Source organism: Winogradskyella aquimaris, from assembly GCF_042676105.1.
GTDB classification, from domain to species: Bacteria; Bacteroidota; Bacteroidia; order Flavobacteriales; family Flavobacteriaceae; genus Winogradskyella; species Winogradskyella aquimaris.
The window spans coordinates 414,514-433,494 of record NZ_JBHTJQ010000002.1 but is presented as its reverse complement, the minus strand read 5'-3'; the positions used below and the strand labels follow the sequence as shown (position 1 = coordinate 433,494).

Sequence of the window (18,981 nt, the reverse complement as noted above, 5' to 3'; positions counted from 1 at the left end):
CTCTTTTTAAATTGTTAGTCTGTATTTATAAACTTTTGCTTCGCTTACGATCTACTTCTTTTAGTAGAATTTTACGAATTCTTAAATGGTTTGGAGTGACCTCGACATACTCGTCTTTTTGAATATACTCTAGTGCCTCCTCTAATGAAAACTTAATAGCCGGTACAATTTTAGCTTTATCATCCGCACCTGCAGAACGTACGTTACTTAACTTTTTGGTTTTAGTAACGTTCACCGTCATATCATCACCACGAGAGTTTTCTCCAATAACCTGACCCTCATAAATATCTTCTCCTGGATCGATAAAGAATTTCCCTCTTTCTTGCAGTTTATCAATAGAATACGGAATTGCAGTACCATTTTCCATAGAAACCAAAGAACCGTTTTGGCGTTCTGGAATTCCACCTTTTATCGGTTGGTATTCTTTAAAACGGTGCGCCATAATAGCTTCACCAGCCGTTGCTGTTAATAATTGATTACGTAACCCTATAATACCACGTGATGGCACAATAAATTCGCACACCATACGATCTCCTTTAGCTTCCATACTCAACATTTCACCTTTACGCATGGTTACCATTTCTATCGCCTTACCAGATACGCTTTCTGGTAAATCGATGGTCATTTCTTCAAAAGGCTCACATTTTACACCATCAATTTCTTTGATGATTACTTGTGGTTGACCAATTTGAAGTTCATAACCTTCACGACGCATGGTTTCAATTAAAACCGATAAGTGCAATACACCACGTCCAAACACCATAAACTTATCGGCACTATCCGTTTCCTCAACTCTTAGCGCTAAGTTTTTCTCTAACTCCTTTATCAACCGATCCTTTATATGACGAGAAGTCACATACTTACCGTCCTTACCAAAGAAAGGTGAATCATTAATGGTAAATAACATACTCATTGTTGGCTCATCGATAGCTATGGTTTTTAAACCTTCAGGATTTTCAAAATCGGCAACAGTATCTCCAATTTCAAAACCTTCCAATCCAACAATAGCACAAATATCACCTGCTTGTACTTCATCAACCTTTAAACGACCTAAACCTTCAAACGTATGCAGCTCCTTTATTTTACTTTTTACAGTAGAACCATCTCTCTTCACTAAAGAAATGGGTTGTCCTGCTTTTAAAGTTCCTCTTGTTAAACGACCAATAGCAATACGTCCTGTAAAACTCGAAAAGTCTAACGAAGTAATCAACATCTGAGTTGATCCCTCTTCAATTTTTGGTTCAGGAATATGCTCAATAACCATATCCAACAAAGGCTCAATGGAATCCGTTGGCTTTTGCCAGTCCTCACTCATCCAATTTTGTTTGGCAGAACCGTATACGGTAGGAAAGTCTAATTGCCACTCTTCTGCACCAAGTTCAAACATCAAATCAAATACCTTTTCATGAACCTCATCTGGTGTACAGTTTTCTTTATCCACTTTGTTCACCACAACACAAGGCTTTAGACCTAAGTCAATAGCCTTTTGTAGGACAAAGCGTGTTTGCGGCATTGGTCCTTCAAATGCATCTACCAAAAGCAACACACCATCAGCCATATTTAATACGCGCTCTACTTCACCTCCAAAATCGGCGTGACCAGGTGTGTCAATTATGTTGATTTTTGTATCCTTATATATAACAGAAACGTTTTTTGAGGTAATGGTAATTCCTCGTTCACGTTCCAAATCATTGTTATCAAGAATTAAATCACCCGTGTTTTCGTTTTCACGAAACAATTGACAGTGATACATAATTTTATCAACCAAAGTGGTCTTCCCATGGTCAACGTGCGCAATAATTGCGATGTTTTTAATTTTAGTCATAATGAATGCCAAATTTTAAGCGCGCAAAGGTACATCTAATTATTCTCATTTCGTTAATTATATGTTATATTTTGAAAATGAGACAATTTGAGTTTGTATCTTGACGTTATAAATATGATTAATAGTAAAAGCCTTCCCATCAACCGCTAATTGGGCTGTTTACGTCTGAATCCTAAAATTTTAACACAGATGAATACAATTAGCAAGTACACCAAGTTTATACCTTATCTTTATTTTATAAGCATAGTTGCCTATTGGTTTACTGTAATTAATAAAAGTGAAGGTATTTCTGCGTATCCGATATTATTATTTGGCATTCCCTTTTTGTGGCAATTGATTAGACCGAACAAAAATCTCAATTTTTCATTAGGTATTGTATTTGTATGCCTATCTTCTTATTTGATTTTAGCTTATTTATTCAACTTGCTCAATATCATGAGTTGGTCAGAATCTGCTAAGCAATTGTTATTTTACGGGGGTGCTTTGGTTTTTGGCAACTTTATAATGTCGCTCTGGATTATAAGAAATAGTATTAAAAAGGTGTTTTAAAATGCTATCTTTGTGGCTTAATTTTAAAGTTTAAAGCTTTGACAACTATTCCTAAATTAAAACACACAGATTCCAATAACTTCTTTTTGCTTTGTGGCCCATGTGCTATTGAAGGAGAAGACATGGCACTTCGTATCGCCGAAAAAGTGGTTTCTATAACAGATAAGCTACAAATCCCATACGTATTTAAAGGTAGTTTTAAAAAAGCCAACCGTAGTAGAATTGATAGTTTCACAGGAATTGGAGACGAAAAGGCCTTAAAAATACTTAACAAAGTTTCTGAAACTTTCGATATACCAACAATAACGGATATCCATGAAGTTTCTGATGCTGCTAAAGCTGCAGCATATGTTGATGTCTTACAAATACCAGCATTTTTAGTACGACAAACCGATTTAGTTGTGGCTGCTGCAGAAACTGGCAAAGTAGTTAACTTAAAGAAAGGTCAATTTATGAGTCCGGAATCCATGAAACACGCCGTACAAAAGGTAAAAGATGCTGGTAATGAAAAGGCTTGGATAACGGATAGAGGCACTATGTTTGGCTACCAAGATATGATTGTAGATTTTAGAGGCATTCCAACCATGCGAAAATTTGCCCCTACGGTTTTAGATGTCACTCACTCCTTACAACAGCCTAATCAGAGTATTGGGGTAACTGGTGGTCGACCAGATATGATTGAAACCATAGCCAGGGCTGGTGTGGTGAATCATGTTGACGGTCTATTTATTGAAACGCATTTTGATCCTGCAAATGCTAAAAGTGATGGTGCCAACATGCTGCATTTAGATAAACTAGAAGGACTTTTAACCAATTTAGTGGCCATAAGACAATTGGTATCTAGTTTTTAATCTTTTTTTTACCCAAAATAAGCTTAAAAGGATTGGTATTAATTTTTAATTGTTTTTGAAGCACATAAACCACTATCTCATCATTGATATCTTCTACAGAACGATAACGCAATGACCGAATGGATTTTCTATTGGCATCGACGAAATACTCTGAATATTTTTCCAGTTGATCAAAATGCCAAAAAGCCAGATCTACATAATCTTTGGACTGGTTTAAAAAGCACAACGGAATACCGTTGTTATAATAAAAAGGAATACGCCACTTATACAATAGTTCTGCGTTGGGAGCAACAGCTTCAATGATGCTTTGAAGTTGCAGTAAAATGGTTTTATAAGGTTCTTCCTGTTTTAGGATATAGGCTTCTGCGGGATGCATTCTTAAAATAAACCTAAAATACCCAATACTAATATTGCAATCCCTATAATCGCCTTAAACGGCATTAACTTGGCCGACAATTGACGTAAACTTGTTTCTAAAGCTGGTACCTTACCAAATACGTGGGTAAGTAATAAAATACCTCCTAAAATACTTATGATACTTAGCAAACTAAATTTAAAAATAGGTAGAACAACTAATGCACCACCAATGATGGTTTGAAAAGGAGCTAACACACCTGCAATTTTATTAAAAAAATTACTCTCACCATCCCACTTATCCAATGTAGCGAGTCCCAGTAATATACCACCTGAAATATTTGCTATTGTTAAAAGCAGTCCGACCATAATAAATTCGTTTTGTTATTAGTATATAAAATTAGTTAAAATTCAAATATGTATTTACTTCTCTATTAAATACTAATCTTTTTATGTATGGTTCAACATTACGCTTTTCCATCCACATAATCCTGAAGGTACTTAAAGCGCTCAGTCAACTTGCCATCTGCTGTTGTGATTTTGGCTCTTTTTAAGATACCGCGTTCATCATTATTAAAAAAAGCAGGTATTACATGTTCTACAAAAGCCTCACCAAAACCTTCACTAGCATCTTTTGGCAACTCACAAGGTAAATTATCTACAGCCATAACCGTAATGGCCCCCTCGGCATCGAAAGCTACTTCTTTTTCGGTTTGTGGATCATAACCATAATAAGGCTCTGCTATGGTCGAAGGACGAATGGTCGATGCTACAGGCCCATCGATATCACAAGACACATCTGCTACCAAATTAATCCTAAACTCAGGATTTTTAGCATCTTCCCGAGTGAACAAATACGGTGCGTTATTACCATAAAAATGACCGGCAATAAAATAATCGGTTTGTTTGGCATAAGGCATAAAATTGCTCTCGTAACCTGATGGATCTTTATAGAACTGTTGCTTGTTACCCACTTTTCCATCTTTGCGTTTGGCGTATTCCATAACATCTGCCATAACATAAACTGGCTCTGTAAATTCAGATGTTAAATACAAAGCATCACTTACCTCTTTGATACCTAAATGATCTAGAATCTCTTTAGCACCATAGGCTACCTTTCCTGTTCCGGTAAGTAATATCTTAATGTTTGGAATGGTAATTTTATCAAGTTCAGCTTTTACTTCTTCTAAATCGGCAAGGGTTTCAACTTTAGGCAAATTGAATAAGCCATCTCTTAACCCTAGAGCTCTGAAGCCATTGTAAGCACCTACCAAACCAGCATACCGACCAAAGCCTATGAGTCTTGCACCACTTTGTTTTACGATGGTTTCGTGGTCATACATCTCTATATTATTTTCTAGCATTGCCTTTAACAGCTTACGGTTATATGGTTGCTTTTTTATGGTATGTGAAAAATAGAAGTACTTTTTATTCGGAATTAAATGTTCTATAGGCACTTCTTTAACACCAATCATCACATCGGCTTCAGAAACATCATCCGTGACTTTAAAACCCAATTTTGCATAAGCGGCATCAGGAAATATCCTAATGTCCGAAGACTCCACTATGAATTCAGCCTCAGGAAATCGTTCTCTTACTTCAGCAAGCGTTTGTGGCGAAAATACAACACGTCTATCTGGTGGGTTTTTACGTTCTTTTATGATAGCGAATTTCATGTATAATTTATTTTGAAAACTGACAAAACGCCAATTTTTTGATATGGAACAATTTTTGCACGAAAATAAATGGATTTAAGAGGTTGCACAACTTTTTTCGTAACTTCGCGATCCTTTACCATTAAAAATTTGGGGTCGACTGGTTTTGACAGCGAGATTAATTAAATGGTAAGCACGTCGTGTAATGGTTTTGAGACACGTAAAAGGCTAGACCAAATTTTAAACGGCGAGAATAACTACGCTTTAGCTGCGTAATCTGAATCATAGTAAGATTTCCGCTTATTCCTGCAAGGCAGGAAGGCTAAATGTCTCCAGAAAGCCTTGGTTAGTGGCATTCTTTATAGAGGCATCGTAAAAATTGACCAAGATTGGGTAGTGCTTTGATGCCCTTTCGAGATTAAAAAGCTAAGTGTAAAGTAGGTTGTCTTTAGCCAGCTTTGCATCGAAAAAACAAGAAAAGACTAAACGTGTAGAAAGCCCTTTGGTTACTTGTTTGGACGAGAGTTCGATTCTCTCCGACTCCACAAATAAAAGCTCAGTAAATAATTCTTGACTGGGCTTTGTTTTATAAAATAGGTGTCTAAATAGCAATTAAAAAAAATAAAACGATCATCTATACCGACACTTAATAATTAATTTTATGCAGTATGGTAGAATTAGCAGAATAGAATGAATTCAATAGATAATTATATCATTGTCGGTGGTGGGTTAAGTGGTTTATGTTTAGCATATCAACTATCCAAGATAGATATTAATGCAACTATTATAGAAGGATCCTCTAGATTAGGTGGTCGTATTTTAACTACCAAAGGTAAAAGGGATACACCATTAGAATTAGGAGCGACATGGTTCTCAGATATGCATTCAAATGTATTACAACTTATTGATGAGTTAGGATTGTCAAAATATCCTCAATATTCAAAGGGTATTTCATTATTTGAAACCAATTCTTTTGAACCTCCTCAAAAATTCAACATACCCGAGTCTCAAGATCCATCCTGGAGAATAAAAGGAGGAACCCAAACGCTTACCGATGAATTAGCGGGAAAATTATCTGACAATAAAATACACCTTAATTCAAAAATCATTTCAATTAAGGCTTCGAACAGCTATTTAGAACTTGAAAGTGCAAATGGCAAAGTTTATAAGGGTAAGAAAGTAATTCTGTGCATTCCTCCTGAATTAATTTCAAGAATAAAATTTACGCCTGAGCTACCTTTTGAGGTTAATGACATACTTCCTAAAGTACAAACCTGGATGGCAGGTGCTGTAAAATTCGTATTAGAATACGATGAACCTTTTTGGAGAGACAATGGCTATTCCGGAATGCTCTTTAGTCATGTGGGAATCGTATCGGAGATGCATGACCATACAAACTTAGAAGAAACAAAATACGGCTTTACTGGTTTCCTTAATGGTGGGTCAGCTCGATATTCAAAGGAAATAAGAAGGAATTATGTTCTGCAACATTTATCAAAATTGCTAGGAGACAAAGCAAATTACTCAACATTCTACGACGATAAAATTTGGACAGATGAGTTTATTGTTCATGATAGTAATAGCATGCTACGTGCACATCAAAATAATGGGCATCCTTTATTACAAAAAACATATATGAATGAAAGGTTATTTTTCTGTAATACCGAAACCGCTACAGAATTTTCAGGATACATGGAAGGTGCAATAAGATCCTCAATATCCCTTTTTGAGAAATTAAAATAATGGTGATTGGGATAAAAATCTACTTGCAGACTACCCTCTTTAATTCTTTTGGATTTTCAAATGCCAAACCCTCATGAATGTTTATAGATCAAATGCTTCCTTAGGTACAACATGAAATCCTAAAGGAATGACTACATCTTCAATAGCCTTTAATTCTACAAGGCGATCTGTACACACTTTAAACTCCCGAGGGAAAACATTTTCATTAATTGTGACATGATTTACACCTGAAACAGTCAATATCTTTTGACGAATCTTCTCAAGATCTTTACTTAATTTGGCATCGGTACCAAAAACTTGCCCTTCTTTACCTGGTACTACTTTATTTGATATTAGGCTCATTTTGTAATATTTAGATTAGAATTCTATTGGCTAAAAAACGATATGTCTCATTTCAACCAATATCTTATTAAAATTATATTACTCTAATCACTAAAACAATGACAAATGACAGTTTCTGATACTGAATACTGAAAAATCAGCTAAGCAACTATCGCATTGTAAACAAAATGAAAATAAGAACTACTAACAGTCCCACTAAATTTAAGATGAAATACTTTTTAATCTTTTTTTGCAGAAAGTAATCCAATAAAAGACCAGAAAACACAATTATACCTGTCATAAACATAGCAAGGGCTCCATATTGATAATGTATATCATTAATTAAATCCTTAAAATACTTGTAACCATCATAAATCAAGACTATTACAACACTTATATTTAAAACAGTTGGCCTATACTTCATAATTTTATTTTAGCTAAAAAGACCACTTATAATTTGATTAATTAATCATCCCAATCGTACAACTTAATTAAATGTAGTTATTATTAAACATTTATCTATCATACATTGTATAAATTTCAAAACTCTTCGGCCAGGTTTTAAGATTTACTTAGTAAGTTTTATCCCTTTATAGAATTATCTTTACAAAAAAAAAATTATGCTTACTTGGAAAGATATTATTAATTTTTCTGTCAATGGTAACCCAATACCAGACCAACGTGTTGAAAAATCCGATGCTGAATGGAAAGCCCAATTAACACCAGAACAATACAGAATTACAAGACAAAAAGGAACCGAACGGCCGCATAGTGGTGCGCTTTGCACAGCCTATGACGCTGGTAAATATAATTGTGTTTGCTGTGGCACACCCTTGTTCGACTCTACCATAAAATTTAGCTCCGGTACGGGTTGGCCTAGTTTTACACAGCCCATAAAAGAGAATGCTATTAAATACGAGAAAGACAGCTCCTATGGAATGGTGCGTGTGGAGGTAATGTGTAACACCTGTGATGCACATTTAGGTCATGTTTTTCCCGACGGTCCTGAGCCAAGTGGATTACGCTATTGCATCAACTCAGAATCCATGGTTTTAGAAAAGGAAATTGTTAATGAGTAAAAATATTCAAGTTGCTACGGTAGGTGGAGGTTGCTTTTGGTGTACCGAAGCCGTTTTTCAGGAAGTTAAAGGTGTTGAAAATGTGGTTTCAGGTTATTCAGGAGGAAAGGTTCCTGGCAGACCAACATATAGAGAAATTTGCTCTGGATTAACTGGTCATGCCGAAGTGGTTCAGATTACATTTGATGCCAATGTAATTTCATATCAGGATATATTAATCATTTTTATGACTACACACGATCCTACAACGCTAAATCGACAAGGTGCAGATCGAGGTACACAATACCGTTCCGTGATTTTTTATCATAATGAAGACCAAAAGAATATCGCAGAACGCGTTTTAAAAGAATTGTCTGCCTATTATGACAATCCTATCGTAACAGAATTGAGTCCTGCCAAAAACTTTTATGAAGCCGAACAAGAGCATCAGGATTTTTATAAAAACAATCCAAATTATGGATATTGCACCTTTGTTATAGATCCTAAATTATCTAAATTACGTCAATTACATTCAGATAAATTAAAAGATGCTTAGACTTTACATTATTGGAATAGCCATACTTATTATTGCCATTTTGGCGAATGGCATCATTATAAAATTAGGAATAAATTCGTGGTACGGATTTATTGAACTGATGTCTAAACAAGGACTTTCAGCATTTAATTCTATAAGTATTATAGATGCGTTATGGTTATTTATAGGTTATCCAATAGTTTTAGGTTTGGGCTATTGGCTTGGTGATAAGATTTATTCTTTCATTTTCTAATATAAACCGTTTTAACATTTACAAACTCCATCATACCTTCTTTAGACAGTTCTCTTCCGTAACCAGATGCATTTGTACCACCAAATGGCAATCTTGGGTCAGACTTAACCAACTCGTTGATGAAGAATGCACCATCAGCAATTTGGTCTATACGTCGTTTAGCTTTATCTACGTCTGCTGTAAATACCATGCTTCCTAACCCAAATTTAGTATCTGAGGCTAATTGATAGGCTTCTTCTTCATTTTTAACTTTTATAATTGCTGCAACAGGTCCAAACACTTCTTCCCTAAACAACGGCATATCCTTTGTTACATTTTCTATAATAGTAGGTTGGTAAAAGGCTTGATCTCTCTGATTTCCATATAGAACCGTTGCTCCATTATCCAATGATTTTTTGACTTGCTTTTCTACTTCTTCAGCCAAGCTTACTGAAGCCATAGATCCCACTTCTGTTTTACTATCCGTGGGATTTCCAACTACATAAGATTCTATCCTTGTTTTAAATTTCGATAAAAATTCATGGTAGATATCTTCAACAACAATAAATCGTTTAGCCGCTATACAACTTTGACCAGCATTTTGCATACGTGCCCAAGCCATGGTATCCATATATTTTTCTAAGTCAGCGTCTTTTAAAACAATACAGGCATTATTTCCGCCAAGTTCTAAGACAGCTTTCTTTAGGTTTTTGCCCGCGATTTCGGCAATAGTTCTCCCTGCAGCTTCACTTCCTGTAAGACTAACAGCTTTTACAATGTCATTACCAATGATATCCTCTATCTGTTGATGTGATACTAATAGTGTTTGAAAACACCCTTCTGGAAATCCTGCATCCAAAAAAAGCTTTTCTATTTCTATAGCACATTGTGTGGTACTTGACGCATGCTTCAGTAGCGCAGTGTTACCAGCCATTAATGTTGGCGCAGCAAATCGCATCACCTGCCAAAAAGGATAATTCCATGGCATAATAGCTAAAATAACACCTAACGGATCATAACTGATAAAGCTTTCATACGTATCGGCTTCAATCAGCTGATCTGCAAGAAAATTCTCTGCATTTTTGGCATAAAAGCCACAAACCCAAGCACATTTTTCTATTTCAGCTATACCTTGGGTTATGGGCTTTCCCATTTCATCAGTCATTAATTTGGCATAAGTTTCTTTTCGCTCTACTAAAAGTTCAGCAACTTTAGAAAGTAGTTTCGTACGATCTTTAATTTGAAGCGATTTCCAACTTCGAAATTGCTCATTGGCTAACTCGAGCTTTTGTTTTAATTCCTTATCTGAAATGAGATGATAGGTATTTAATTCTTTTTGAGTGTATGGGTTTTTAGTAGTTATCATATTTATGTTTTTATATAAAATAATGGATTTTTAGGTTCTCAATGCATGAAAACCGACTTTTAGTATAACTTTAGTATTTTAAACCAAAATCGTAAATTTTATGGAAAAGACAGTGACTGAAGCTATTGCATACAGAAGATCTACACGAGTGTATAAAGATATACCTATCGATAGCGCAAAAGTAAAACAATGCCTTGTCAATGCATCCTTAGCACCTACGAGTAGTAATCTTCAACTTTGGGAATTTTATCATGTCATTAATAAAGATACTTTAAAGGAATTAGCTAATGCCTGTTTTAATCAAAGTGCAGCCAAAACCGCAAGACAATTGGTGGTTGTAGTCACTCGAAAAGACCTTTGGAAGCAAAGAGCCAAAGCCAATATTGCTTTTTTAGAAAAGGTTTACGATAAAGACAACCTAACTGAACGTGAGCTAAAGCGTAAAAAAATGGCAACCAATTACTACAAAAAATTAATTCCAACTGTTTACGCTGATTTTTTATGTATTTTGGGCTACCTCAAATACATAACGTTTCAGATTGTTGGCCTTTTTAAACCTATTTACAGACAAGTTAGACAGAGCGATATGAGAGTTGTGGCACATAAAAGTGCTGGTCTTGCTGCACAAAATTTTATGACAAGTATGGCTGCCATTGGCTATGATACTTGCCCAATGGAAGGTAGCGACACTTTGAGGGTGAAAAAAATTCTGAATTTACCAAAAGGTGCCGAAATTAATATGGTAATTGGTTGTGGTATTCGAGACGACAAAGGCATCTATGGTCCACGTTTTAGAATTCCTTTTGAGGAGGTTTATTTTGAAGTTTAGCTCGGCTACTTTTTAAAGTTTTCTAACCCAGTTTTTAACCAATCGTAATAGGCATCTGCATCTGGCTCATAAGCCTTTGTAGTATTTAGTAACTCAAAATCATGATTTAACAAAACATAATAAGGCTGGGAGTTATTTTTAAAATTGATTGTTTGTAATGTTTGCCATTTATCACCAATCGTTTCTATTTCTTTTACAGTACCATTATTTCTGAGGTATTGAAATTGATTGTTTTCTTCCAGTGGTTTTTTATCATCTACATATAGTGAGATAATTACATAATCTTCCATCAAAATATCAAATACTTGTGAGGTACTCCAAACCTGCTCTTCCATTTTACGACAATTAACACAAGCCCAACCCGTAAAATCCAATAAAATAGGTTTGTTTTCTGCTTTTGCTAATGCCAAGCCCTCTTCCAAATCCTTTTTACAATTAAGATCTAAAGGACACTCAGAGGTCTTTTCGTAAAGACTGTAAAACATTGGTGGTGGAAATCCACTTAACATTTTTAAATTTGCCCATTTTGTATTAGTTAGGCCGGGAATCAAATAGATGATAAATGCGATTACCAAAATTGCTGTAGTTATCCTGCCCTTACCAAGTTTCTGTAATGGTCCATCATGAGGAAATTTAATTTTTCCAAATAAATAGAGCGCTAGAGCTATACTAATAATTATCCACAGACCAATAAATATTTCTCGTTTTAAAAGTCCCCAATGCTCTACTAAATCGGCATTGGATAAAAATTTCAACGCTAAAGCTAATTCCACAAAACCTAACACAACCTTAACGGTATTGAGCCATCCTCCAGACTTAGGAAGTGAATTTAGCCATTTTGGAAACATTGCAAACAATGTAAAGGGTAAAGCCAAGGCTAAACCAAAGCCACTCATACCCATAGTCAGTTGGGTTGCGCCTCCATCTGCTGTTAAAGAGCTCCCTAAAAGTGTACCCAAAATTGGTCCTGTACATGAGAAGGATACGATTGCAAGCGTTAATGCCATAAAAAAGACACCAATGAAACCACCTATCTTATTAGCCCTACTATCCATTGCTGCACTCCAGGATTGTGGTAAGGTTAATTCATAATAGCCAAAAAACGAAAACGCAAAGGCGATAAAAATTACAAAAAAGATAATGTTAAGCGTTACGTTAGTAGATATATTGTTAAGAATACCAGGGTCTAGAGTATCTAATAAATGGAAAGGAATACTTAATATGGCGTAAATTAAAAAAATGAATAAACCATATAGTATGGAATTGAATAAGCCCTTCTTCGGGTCACTGGCACTTTTAGTAAAAAAAGAAACCGTCAATGGTATCATGGGAAATACGCAAGGAGTTAGCAATGCAATTAGGCCACCTAAAAAGCCCAGAAAGAAAATGGACAGGTTACTTTTCTCTTCAATAACTTCTTCTGTGTATTTATCCCAACCGGTAACATTTAGGTTTAATCCTTCTGACAGTTGTTTACTTCTTTCATCTAGGACAATTTCATCCTTAACTATTTCAGACCCATCTAGAGAAAAATTAAAAAGAAAGTCACTTGGTATACATTTGGAATCATCACAGGTTTGGTAGTCTACTGTAACATCAATCTGCTTTAAATCTTTCTTTATAAGTGTTATGCTCTGTTTGAAGATGGCTTGATCTTTAAATTTTTTAACGTCCTCTTGAAATATCTTATCAAAAATAACAGGAACATCTGGCTCTGTAGTTTTACCATTCAATTGGTAATTACCTTCCATGTTCTGAAACTCAAAATAGGTCGTAGGTGCAAAACTTTCTTCAGATTGCTGTTCTTGTGAATAGATATACCAGCCTTTCTCAATATTCGCTTTAAAAACCAGATTAAATTCCGTCTCCGAAATCTTTTCAATATCAAATTCCCACTTCACTGGCTCTAAAACCTGTGCAAACAAATTGAGCGAGAAAAATATAACTATAAAACTAAACAGGAAGTTCTTTTTAAAGGTCATAATAAAGCATTAAGGCACAAATCTAATGTATTGGCTTTTGATTATTCGAATAAAGTCGTCTAATTTATAAAAACCTTATGAATTATGTTAATGTAATTTATTGGAATAAAAAAACCGAACTAGCGTTCGGTTGTAGTTTATGACTTTACTTCAATTTTAATCTTTTCGGAGTGTTTCCATTTTGATATGCCGCCTTCTAAATCATATATTTTCTCAAAACCGGCATCGATAAGTTTTTTTGCACATTTTGCACTTCTTACCCCACCTTTACAGTACAGTATAACAGGCTTTTCTTTATCCAATTTGGCTATATCTTCATCAAATGTTGGTGAGCTATAGTCTATATTTTGAGAATCCTTAATACGCTCCTCCTCATATTCTTCTTGAGTTCGGACATCGACCAACTGCGCATCTTCCATATCAAGGATTTCTTGCATTTCATCGGCCGTCACAAGCTTTACTTTCGTGTTTTCAATCTTATCATCAATGCAACTAGATACAAGACTTAAAGCCAGTAGACATAAACTAAATGCTGCTATTTTTTTCATATAAACTGTATTATACTAATGTTACTATTTTTATTGGTCCAGAAATGCAATTTCTCCCTGCCATTCAGTTATGCCACCTACCAAATTATAAGTGTTTTTAAAGCCCAACTTGTTCATCACTGCACATGCTTGGGCACTGCGACCACCTGATCTGCAATAGACATAATAGTTTTTGGTTTTATCCAATTCATCAACCTCATAAATGAAACCTTGTCCTCTATAGATGTCTATATGAACTGCATTTGGAATAATGCCTTCGTTCACCTCTTCTTTAGTTCTAACATCTAAAACAACAGAATTATTGTCTTTGCTTAACTTTTCTGTCCAATCTTTTTGAGATAAATCCACGCTTTTATACTAATTTCTTAAACAAAATTAACATTTCCTTAGGATATAGACGTAAAAAAATCCGAAGTGTTACAACTTCGGATTAATTTTAACATTTTTACACTAAATGACTAGTGATTACTATTCATTATACTTTTATGGTGCAACCAATTGCTCTTGTTTCCTTGATCTCAATCTCCTTCCCTTGTAATAAGGCATCTACTGCATTTTCAACATATTTAGTCTTCACTGCGCTTGCATCTTTATAATTGTCATCTATAGCACCAATATACTTCACAACGTTGCCTTTACTCGTTTTTTCTAAAACATAGACATGTGGTGTTTTTGTAGCACCATACTGAGGATAGATTTTCTGACCCTCATCCATTAGATAGGGAAATGTAAATCCTTTTGCCTTAGCTCGAGCCTTCATAGCCTCCATACTATCACCAGGTTTTACCTCCGTATTATTAGGCATTATTGCAATCACAGGATAGCCCTTATCAGCATATTTTTTGTTCAGTGCTTCTACTCTATCTTCATAGGCTACGGCATAAGGACAAGTATTGCAGGTGAAAATAACTATAAAGCCTTTGGCATCTTTATAATCTGACAATGACACCATTTTACCATCAATATTTTCTAAACTAAAATCGGTAGCCATATCACCAATTTTATAACCATCACTATACGGTGTTGATGTAAAGGCCGAAAGCACTACGGTTAACATCATTACGGCAAGAACTTTTAATGTATTCATAAGCTTATTAATTTAAAAATTGTTTTAACTCAGTTTCTAACTCTTCTTTGGTAAAGGATTTTTCATAAAACTTTCGTTTATCCTTGTTGTATATTATTGTTGCAGGTATAGCACCTGACCAATCTTTGTCTATGGCTGGTATCCATCTATTTTGGTCTACATCATCAAAAGCAATAACCTCTGATTGTAAATTTTTGTTTTTTATAAATGGTATTAATTTACTCTCGTAATTTCTTGGAAAGTCTAAACTTACAAGTAATACTTCTACATTTTGGCTTTTATACTCTTGATTAATTTCTTCAAAATAGGGTAACTCTTTTACACAAGGCGCGCACCAAGTGGCCCAAAAATTAACGACGTGTACCTTATCATCCTTCTTATTAATCAAAGGCTCTAGACCATCATAATCGTAAATTTCCAAATCAAATTGAGTAGTATTTTGGGATTGATCTTGATTTTTTAAAGTGTCACTAGGTAAACTTGAGCTCTCACTATTTTTACAAGAACAAAAAACCAATAGAGATAAAAATAGAATTCGCTTCATGACCTAAAGTTATTAATAGAAATAGACACAATTCAATAATTAACAAAAAATTAATTGGGATTAATAAATAATAATATATATTTGTATATACAATTGTTGTATATGAAAGATATAACCGACATTTTAAAAACAAAAACTAATTTGCCATTAGCAAAGAAGACCGTTTTAAATGTTTCTTATACCAGTAATACTTTTAAAGATGGTATATTGTCCGTTTTAAAACCCTATGATATTTCTATCGAACAGTTCAATGTTTTAAGAATATTACGAGGAAAAAGTGGTAAACCATCTAATTTAAAGGATATTCAGGATAGAATGATTAGCAAGATGAGTAACACCACTCGCCTAGTTGACAAGCTCATTTTAAAAAATTTGGTTGAACGTTTTATTTGCGAAAAAAACCGAAGAAAAGTGGATATCTATATCACAGATGAAGGTTTAAAATTGCTCAATACTTTAGATCCTATTATTGAACAAAAAGAAAACGAATTAACTGGTAATTTAAGCCAAAGGGAATTAGAGACGTTAAATATTTTACTCACAAAAATGAGAAATTAAAAATTTTTAGAAATATTATTGTATATACAACATAAGTACTAACAATTATAAACAATAAAAAATATGACTATTATTGAAGATCTTAAATGGCGCTATGCCACTAAAAAATTTGACCCTACTAAAACCATATCCGATGAAGACTTTGAAACACTAAAAAGCGCCATGCAATTAACAGCATCTTCATATGGATTACAGCCTTATAAAATCCTAAATATTGAAGATAAAGCACTACGTACAAAATTGCGTGCCGCATCTTGGAACCAACCTCAGATTGAAGAGGCCTCTCACATGATTGTGCTTGCTCATATGACCGATTTTGGAGATGAATTGGTTGACGATTATTTCAAAAATGTGATTGAAACAAGAAACTTGAATAAAGAAGATGTATCAGATTATGCCAATACTGTAAAATCTACAATTGGTCAATTCAGCAAAGAACAAAAAGCTAACTGGACAGCCAAACAAGCTTACATTGTAGTAGGTAATTTGTTAGCGGCGGCTGCACAACTAAAAATTGATGCATGCCCAATGGAAGGCTTTCAAAATGAGGAATACAATAAAATTTTAGATCTCAATTCAAAAAACTTAAATGCAGCTGTTGTTGTAACGCTTGGTTATAGATCTGAAGCGGATGCTACGCAGCATCATAAAAAAGTAAGAAAATCAGAACAACAATTATTCATAAATTTTTAAAATTCAAAAACAAACAAGTATCATGAAAAACAGAAATTCAAAAATCGCTATGCTATTTATCTTAGCATTATCCTTTATGTCATTTACAGTACTAGAAGACAAAAAAGTAGATGTATCATCAAGTAAAGTAACATGGAAAGGTTACAAGGTTGGTGGTGAGCACGAAGGTACGATTAAATTAAAAGAAGGTTCTCTCACTTTTAACGGAGAGGCTTTAGAAGGTGGTTCATTTACTATCGATATGACTTCCATTAATACTACAGATTTATCTGGAGATTACAAAGCAAAATTAGATGGCCATTTAAAATCTGATGATTTCTTTGGTGTTGAAGAATACCCAACAGCGAGTTTAACTATCACTTCGGTAAGTGGGAAAAATGGAAAGTATACCGTAAAAGGAGACATTACGATCAAAGGAATTACAGAAACAATTTCGTTCCCAATGACAGTTACTGAAAATTCTGCTACCGCTAATTTAAAAATAGACAGAACGAAGCACAAAATCACATATAAATCACCTTCGTTATTAGAAACTTTAAAAGATAAAGCAATCTATGACGAATTTGATATTAATGTAGAATTAAAGTTTTAATTCCCAAAGGATTATTAACAATCCATTTTATAAAGATTCTTGTACGATAATTATATTTATCCGAACAAGAATCTTTTTTTGTCATATAGTTTGAAATAAAAATTTGTATTTCTATATTTGACTCACAAATGAAAACAATAATAAATCATACTTGGTGGTGGAAATTTGCAAACTCATGTTCGTGAAAGAAACCTTGTATGTAATACTATAAAAAAAGGCTTGTCATTCACGACAAGCCTTTTTTAATTCAACATAAAATGAAAACATTCAGTTTATACACACATTACAAAAAAATACTGGCAGATACCATTACACCCGTTAGTATTTATCTCAAAATAAGGGATAAATTCCCTAACAGTATTCTGTTAGAAAGTAGTGATTATCACACCAACGACAATAGTTTCTCATATATCTGTTGTAATCCTATTGCATCCATAAAGGTTAGTAACGATATTATTTCCCAGACCTATCCAGACGGCAGTTCCAAAAATAATTTTACTGCAAATGTTAGTGTCGTGGATGAAATTCACAAATTCACCCAACGTTTTAAAGTAGACGCTAATGAAGATTTCAAATTTATCAATAATGGTATCTTCGGCTATACCGCCTACGATGCCGTAAAATACTTTGAGGACATTGAAATTTCTAAAAAGGAAAACGCTATTGATATACCAGATATATATTATGCGGTATATCAAAACATCATTGCTATTAACCACTTTAAAAATGAAGCCTATATTTTTGCACATTGCTTTGATACGGATAACAACATTGATGAAATTCATCAAATCATACAAACACGGCATTATGCATCTTATAGCTTTAGTGAAAAAGGAAACATACAATCCAATCTTACCGACGAGGAATACAAAAACCATGTAGAACTTGCTAAAAAACATTGCGCAAGAGGAGATGTATTTCAGTTAGTATTATCAAAGCAATTCTCTCAAGAGTTCAGTGGCGATGAATTTAATGTTTATAGAGCGCTGCGTAGTATTAATCCATCTCCTTACCTATTCTATTTTGATTATGGTAGCTTTAAAATATTTGGAAGTTCACCAGAGGCGCAACTCATCGTTAAAGAGGGTAAAGCCGAAATCCATCCCATCGCAGGCACATTTAAGCGAACAGGGAATGATCTTAAGGATGCAGAATTAGCAGAAAAACTGATCAATGACGACAAAGAAAATAGTGAGCATGTGATGTTAGTAGATTTAGCAAGAAATGACCTCAGCAGACATGGGTCTAATGTCACAGTAGAAAATTACAGAGAAGTACAATTTTTTTCGCACGTCATTCATTTGGTAAGTAAGGTAACGGGAACCAAACACAAAGGAACGGACACTATGCAAATTGTAGCAGATACCTTTCCTGCTGGAACCTTAAGTGGCGCACCAAAACATATGGCCATGCAGCTTATAGAGAAATATGAAAAAACCAACAGAAGTTATTATGGAGGTGCCATAGGTTTTATGGATTTTGAAGGTAATTTTAATCATGCTATAATGATTAGAACGTTTTTGAGTAAAAATCACAAACTATTCTGGCAAGCAGGCGCTGGATTAGTTGCGAAATCCAATCCAGAAAATGAATTACAGGAAGTATACAATAAATTAGGTGCTTTAACTAAGGCCATTGAACTTGCTAAAGAAATTTAAT

23 protein-coding genes and 1 other RNA gene are annotated in these 18,981 nt (G+C 34.3%); 12 read left to right on the top strand and 12 right to left on the bottom strand.

Annotated elements, in window-relative coordinates:
• Window positions 1-25: 25 nt before the first annotated feature.
• Window positions 26-1,825: a translational GTPase TypA gene (typA, locus tag ACFQ1K_RS02605; RefSeq protein WP_320556211.1), complete on the bottom strand. Its 1,800-nt coding sequence runs from the start codon at window positions 1,823-1,825 to the stop codon at window positions 26-28.
• 189 nt (window positions 1,826-2,014) lie between these two features.
• On the opposite strand from typA, the gene ACFQ1K_RS02600 reads away from it, so the two are divergent.
• Entirely contained in the window at window positions 2,015-2,374 is a 360-nt protein-coding gene (locus ACFQ1K_RS02600; protein WP_320556212.1) for a hypothetical protein, read from the top strand.
• A 38-nt stretch (window positions 2,375-2,412) separates the two neighbouring features.
• Window positions 2,413-3,225 (top strand): 3-deoxy-8-phosphooctulonate synthase, encoded by an 813-nt coding sequence (kdsA, locus tag ACFQ1K_RS02595; RefSeq protein ID WP_386133725.1) that lies wholly within the window; start codon window positions 2,413-2,415, stop codon window positions 3,223-3,225.
• Here the strand turns inward: kdsA and ACFQ1K_RS02590 are convergent.
• From ACFQ1K_RS02590 to ACFQ1K_RS02580, 3 genes are all read right to left on the bottom strand, one after another.
• A complete protein-coding gene (locus ACFQ1K_RS02590; RefSeq protein ID WP_320556213.1) occupies window positions 3,215-3,601 on the bottom strand; it encodes a DUF1801 domain-containing protein in 387 nt (128 codons plus the stop codon). The genes kdsA and ACFQ1K_RS02590 overlap by 11 nt on opposite strands.
• A gap of 2 nt (window positions 3,602-3,603) precedes the next feature.
• The gene (locus ACFQ1K_RS02585) at window positions 3,604-3,948 is read right to left on the bottom strand and encodes a hypothetical protein (protein ID WP_320556214.1); all 345 of its coding nucleotides are present in this window, start codon (window positions 3,946-3,948) and stop codon (window positions 3,604-3,606) included.
• A gap of 98 nt (window positions 3,949-4,046) precedes the next feature.
• Window positions 4,047-5,255 (bottom strand): NAD(P)-dependent oxidoreductase, encoded by a 1,209-nt coding sequence (locus ACFQ1K_RS02580; RefSeq protein WP_320556215.1) that lies wholly within the window; start codon window positions 5,253-5,255, stop codon window positions 4,047-4,049.
• A gap of 131 nt (window positions 5,256-5,386) precedes the next feature.
• Here ACFQ1K_RS02580 and ssrA point away from each other — a divergent pair.
• Together ssrA and ACFQ1K_RS02570 are read left to right on the top strand one after the other, a co-directional pair.
• Window positions 5,387-5,782: a transfer-messenger RNA gene (gene ssrA, locus ACFQ1K_RS02575) on the top strand.
• A gap of 142 nt (window positions 5,783-5,924) precedes the next feature.
• The gene (locus ACFQ1K_RS02570) at window positions 5,925-6,977 is read left to right on the top strand and encodes a flavin monoamine oxidase family protein (RefSeq protein ID WP_320556216.1); all 1,053 of its coding nucleotides are present in this window, start codon (window positions 5,925-5,927) and stop codon (window positions 6,975-6,977) included.
• Window positions 6,978-7,058: 81 nt separating this feature from the next.
• Here the strand turns inward: ACFQ1K_RS02570 and ACFQ1K_RS02565 are convergent, their stop codons facing one another.
• Together ACFQ1K_RS02565 and ACFQ1K_RS02560 are read right to left on the bottom strand one after the other, a co-directional pair.
• Entirely contained in the window at window positions 7,059-7,319 is a 261-nt protein-coding gene (locus ACFQ1K_RS02565; protein ID WP_320556217.1) for a heavy-metal-associated domain-containing protein, read from the bottom strand.
• 148 nt (window positions 7,320-7,467) lie between these two features.
• Window positions 7,468-7,722 carry a hypothetical protein gene (locus ACFQ1K_RS02560; protein ID WP_320556218.1) on the bottom strand — a complete coding sequence of 85 codons (255 nt, stop codon included), beginning with the start codon at window positions 7,720-7,722 and terminating at the stop codon, window positions 7,468-7,470.
• Between the two features lie 196 nt (window positions 7,723-7,918).
• On the opposite strand from ACFQ1K_RS02560, the gene msrB reads away from it, so the two are divergent.
• From msrB to ACFQ1K_RS02545, 3 genes are read left to right on the top strand one after another with little or no spacing between them, the layout of a single operon-like run.
• Window positions 7,919-8,377, top strand: coding sequence for a peptide-methionine (R)-S-oxide reductase MsrB (gene msrB / locus ACFQ1K_RS02555; RefSeq protein WP_320556219.1), 459 nt, complete (start codon window positions 7,919-7,921; stop codon window positions 8,375-8,377).
• Window positions 8,370-8,912 (top strand): peptide-methionine (S)-S-oxide reductase MsrA, encoded by a 543-nt coding sequence (msrA, locus tag ACFQ1K_RS02550; RefSeq protein ID WP_320556220.1) that lies wholly within the window; start codon window positions 8,370-8,372, stop codon window positions 8,910-8,912. Before msrB ends, msrA begins: the two co-directional genes overlap by 8 nt.
• Window positions 8,905-9,144, top strand: a complete 240-nt coding sequence (locus tag ACFQ1K_RS02545) for a DUF7672 family protein (RefSeq protein ID WP_320556221.1) — start codon at window positions 8,905-8,907, stop codon at window positions 9,142-9,144. Before msrA ends, ACFQ1K_RS02545 begins: the two co-directional genes overlap by 8 nt.
• On the opposite strand, the gene ACFQ1K_RS02540 is transcribed toward ACFQ1K_RS02545, so the two are convergent.
• A complete protein-coding gene (locus tag ACFQ1K_RS02540) occupies window positions 9,134-10,489 on the bottom strand; it encodes an NAD-dependent succinate-semialdehyde dehydrogenase (protein WP_320556222.1) in 1,356 nt (451 codons plus the stop codon). The genes ACFQ1K_RS02545 and ACFQ1K_RS02540 overlap by 11 nt on opposite strands.
• A 100-nt stretch (window positions 10,490-10,589) precedes the next feature.
• On the opposite strand from ACFQ1K_RS02540, the gene ACFQ1K_RS02535 reads away from it, so the two are divergent.
• On the top strand, window positions 10,590-11,318 hold the full coding sequence (locus tag ACFQ1K_RS02535) for a nitroreductase family protein (protein ID WP_320556223.1): 729 nt from the start codon (window positions 10,590-10,592) through the stop codon (window positions 11,316-11,318).
• Window positions 11,319-11,323: 5 nt separating this feature from the next.
• Here the strand turns inward: ACFQ1K_RS02535 and ACFQ1K_RS02530 are convergent, their stop codons facing one another.
• From ACFQ1K_RS02530 to ACFQ1K_RS02510, 5 genes are all read right to left on the bottom strand, one after another.
• Window positions 11,324-13,300 carry a protein-disulfide reductase DsbD family protein gene (locus tag ACFQ1K_RS02530; RefSeq protein ID WP_320556224.1) on the bottom strand — a complete coding sequence of 659 codons (1,977 nt, stop codon included), beginning with the start codon at window positions 13,298-13,300 and terminating at the stop codon, window positions 11,324-11,326.
• A gap of 137 nt (window positions 13,301-13,437) precedes the next feature.
• Window positions 13,438-13,848: a rhodanese-like domain-containing protein gene (locus ACFQ1K_RS02525; RefSeq protein ID WP_320556225.1), complete on the bottom strand. Its 411-nt coding sequence runs from the start codon at window positions 13,846-13,848 to the stop codon at window positions 13,438-13,440.
• Window positions 13,849-13,878: 30 nt separating this feature from the next.
• Complete coding sequence (locus tag ACFQ1K_RS02520; RefSeq protein ID WP_320556226.1) at window positions 13,879-14,196, bottom strand: rhodanese-like domain-containing protein; 318 nt, start codon at window positions 14,194-14,196, stop codon at window positions 13,879-13,881.
• A gap of 127 nt (window positions 14,197-14,323) precedes the next feature.
• Complete coding sequence (locus ACFQ1K_RS02515; protein ID WP_320556227.1) at window positions 14,324-14,935, bottom strand: thioredoxin family protein; 612 nt, start codon at window positions 14,933-14,935, stop codon at window positions 14,324-14,326.
• Between the two features lie 7 nt (window positions 14,936-14,942).
• Window positions 14,943-15,479, bottom strand: coding sequence for a TlpA family protein disulfide reductase (locus tag ACFQ1K_RS02510; protein ID WP_320556228.1), 537 nt, complete (start codon window positions 15,477-15,479; stop codon window positions 14,943-14,945).
• 102 nt (window positions 15,480-15,581) lie between these two features.
• Between ACFQ1K_RS02510 and ACFQ1K_RS02505 the strand changes: the two genes are divergently transcribed.
• From ACFQ1K_RS02505 to ACFQ1K_RS02490, 4 genes are all read left to right on the top strand, one after another.
• Window positions 15,582-16,037: a MarR family winged helix-turn-helix transcriptional regulator gene (locus ACFQ1K_RS02505; protein ID WP_320556229.1), complete on the top strand. Its 456-nt coding sequence runs from the start codon at window positions 15,582-15,584 to the stop codon at window positions 16,035-16,037.
• A 63-nt stretch (window positions 16,038-16,100) separates the two neighbouring features.
• On the top strand, window positions 16,101-16,730 hold the full coding sequence (locus tag ACFQ1K_RS02500; RefSeq protein ID WP_320556230.1) for an NAD(P)H-dependent oxidoreductase: 630 nt from the start codon (window positions 16,101-16,103) through the stop codon (window positions 16,728-16,730).
• 22 nt (window positions 16,731-16,752) lie between these two features.
• A complete protein-coding gene (locus ACFQ1K_RS02495; RefSeq protein ID WP_320556231.1) occupies window positions 16,753-17,322 on the top strand; it encodes a YceI family protein in 570 nt (189 codons plus the stop codon).
• A 257-nt stretch (window positions 17,323-17,579) separates the two neighbouring features.
• Window positions 17,580-18,980 carry an anthranilate synthase component I family protein gene (locus ACFQ1K_RS02490; protein WP_320556232.1) on the top strand — a complete coding sequence of 467 codons (1,401 nt, stop codon included), beginning with the start codon at window positions 17,580-17,582 and terminating at the stop codon, window positions 18,978-18,980.
• Window position 18,981: the final 1 nt, after the last annotated feature.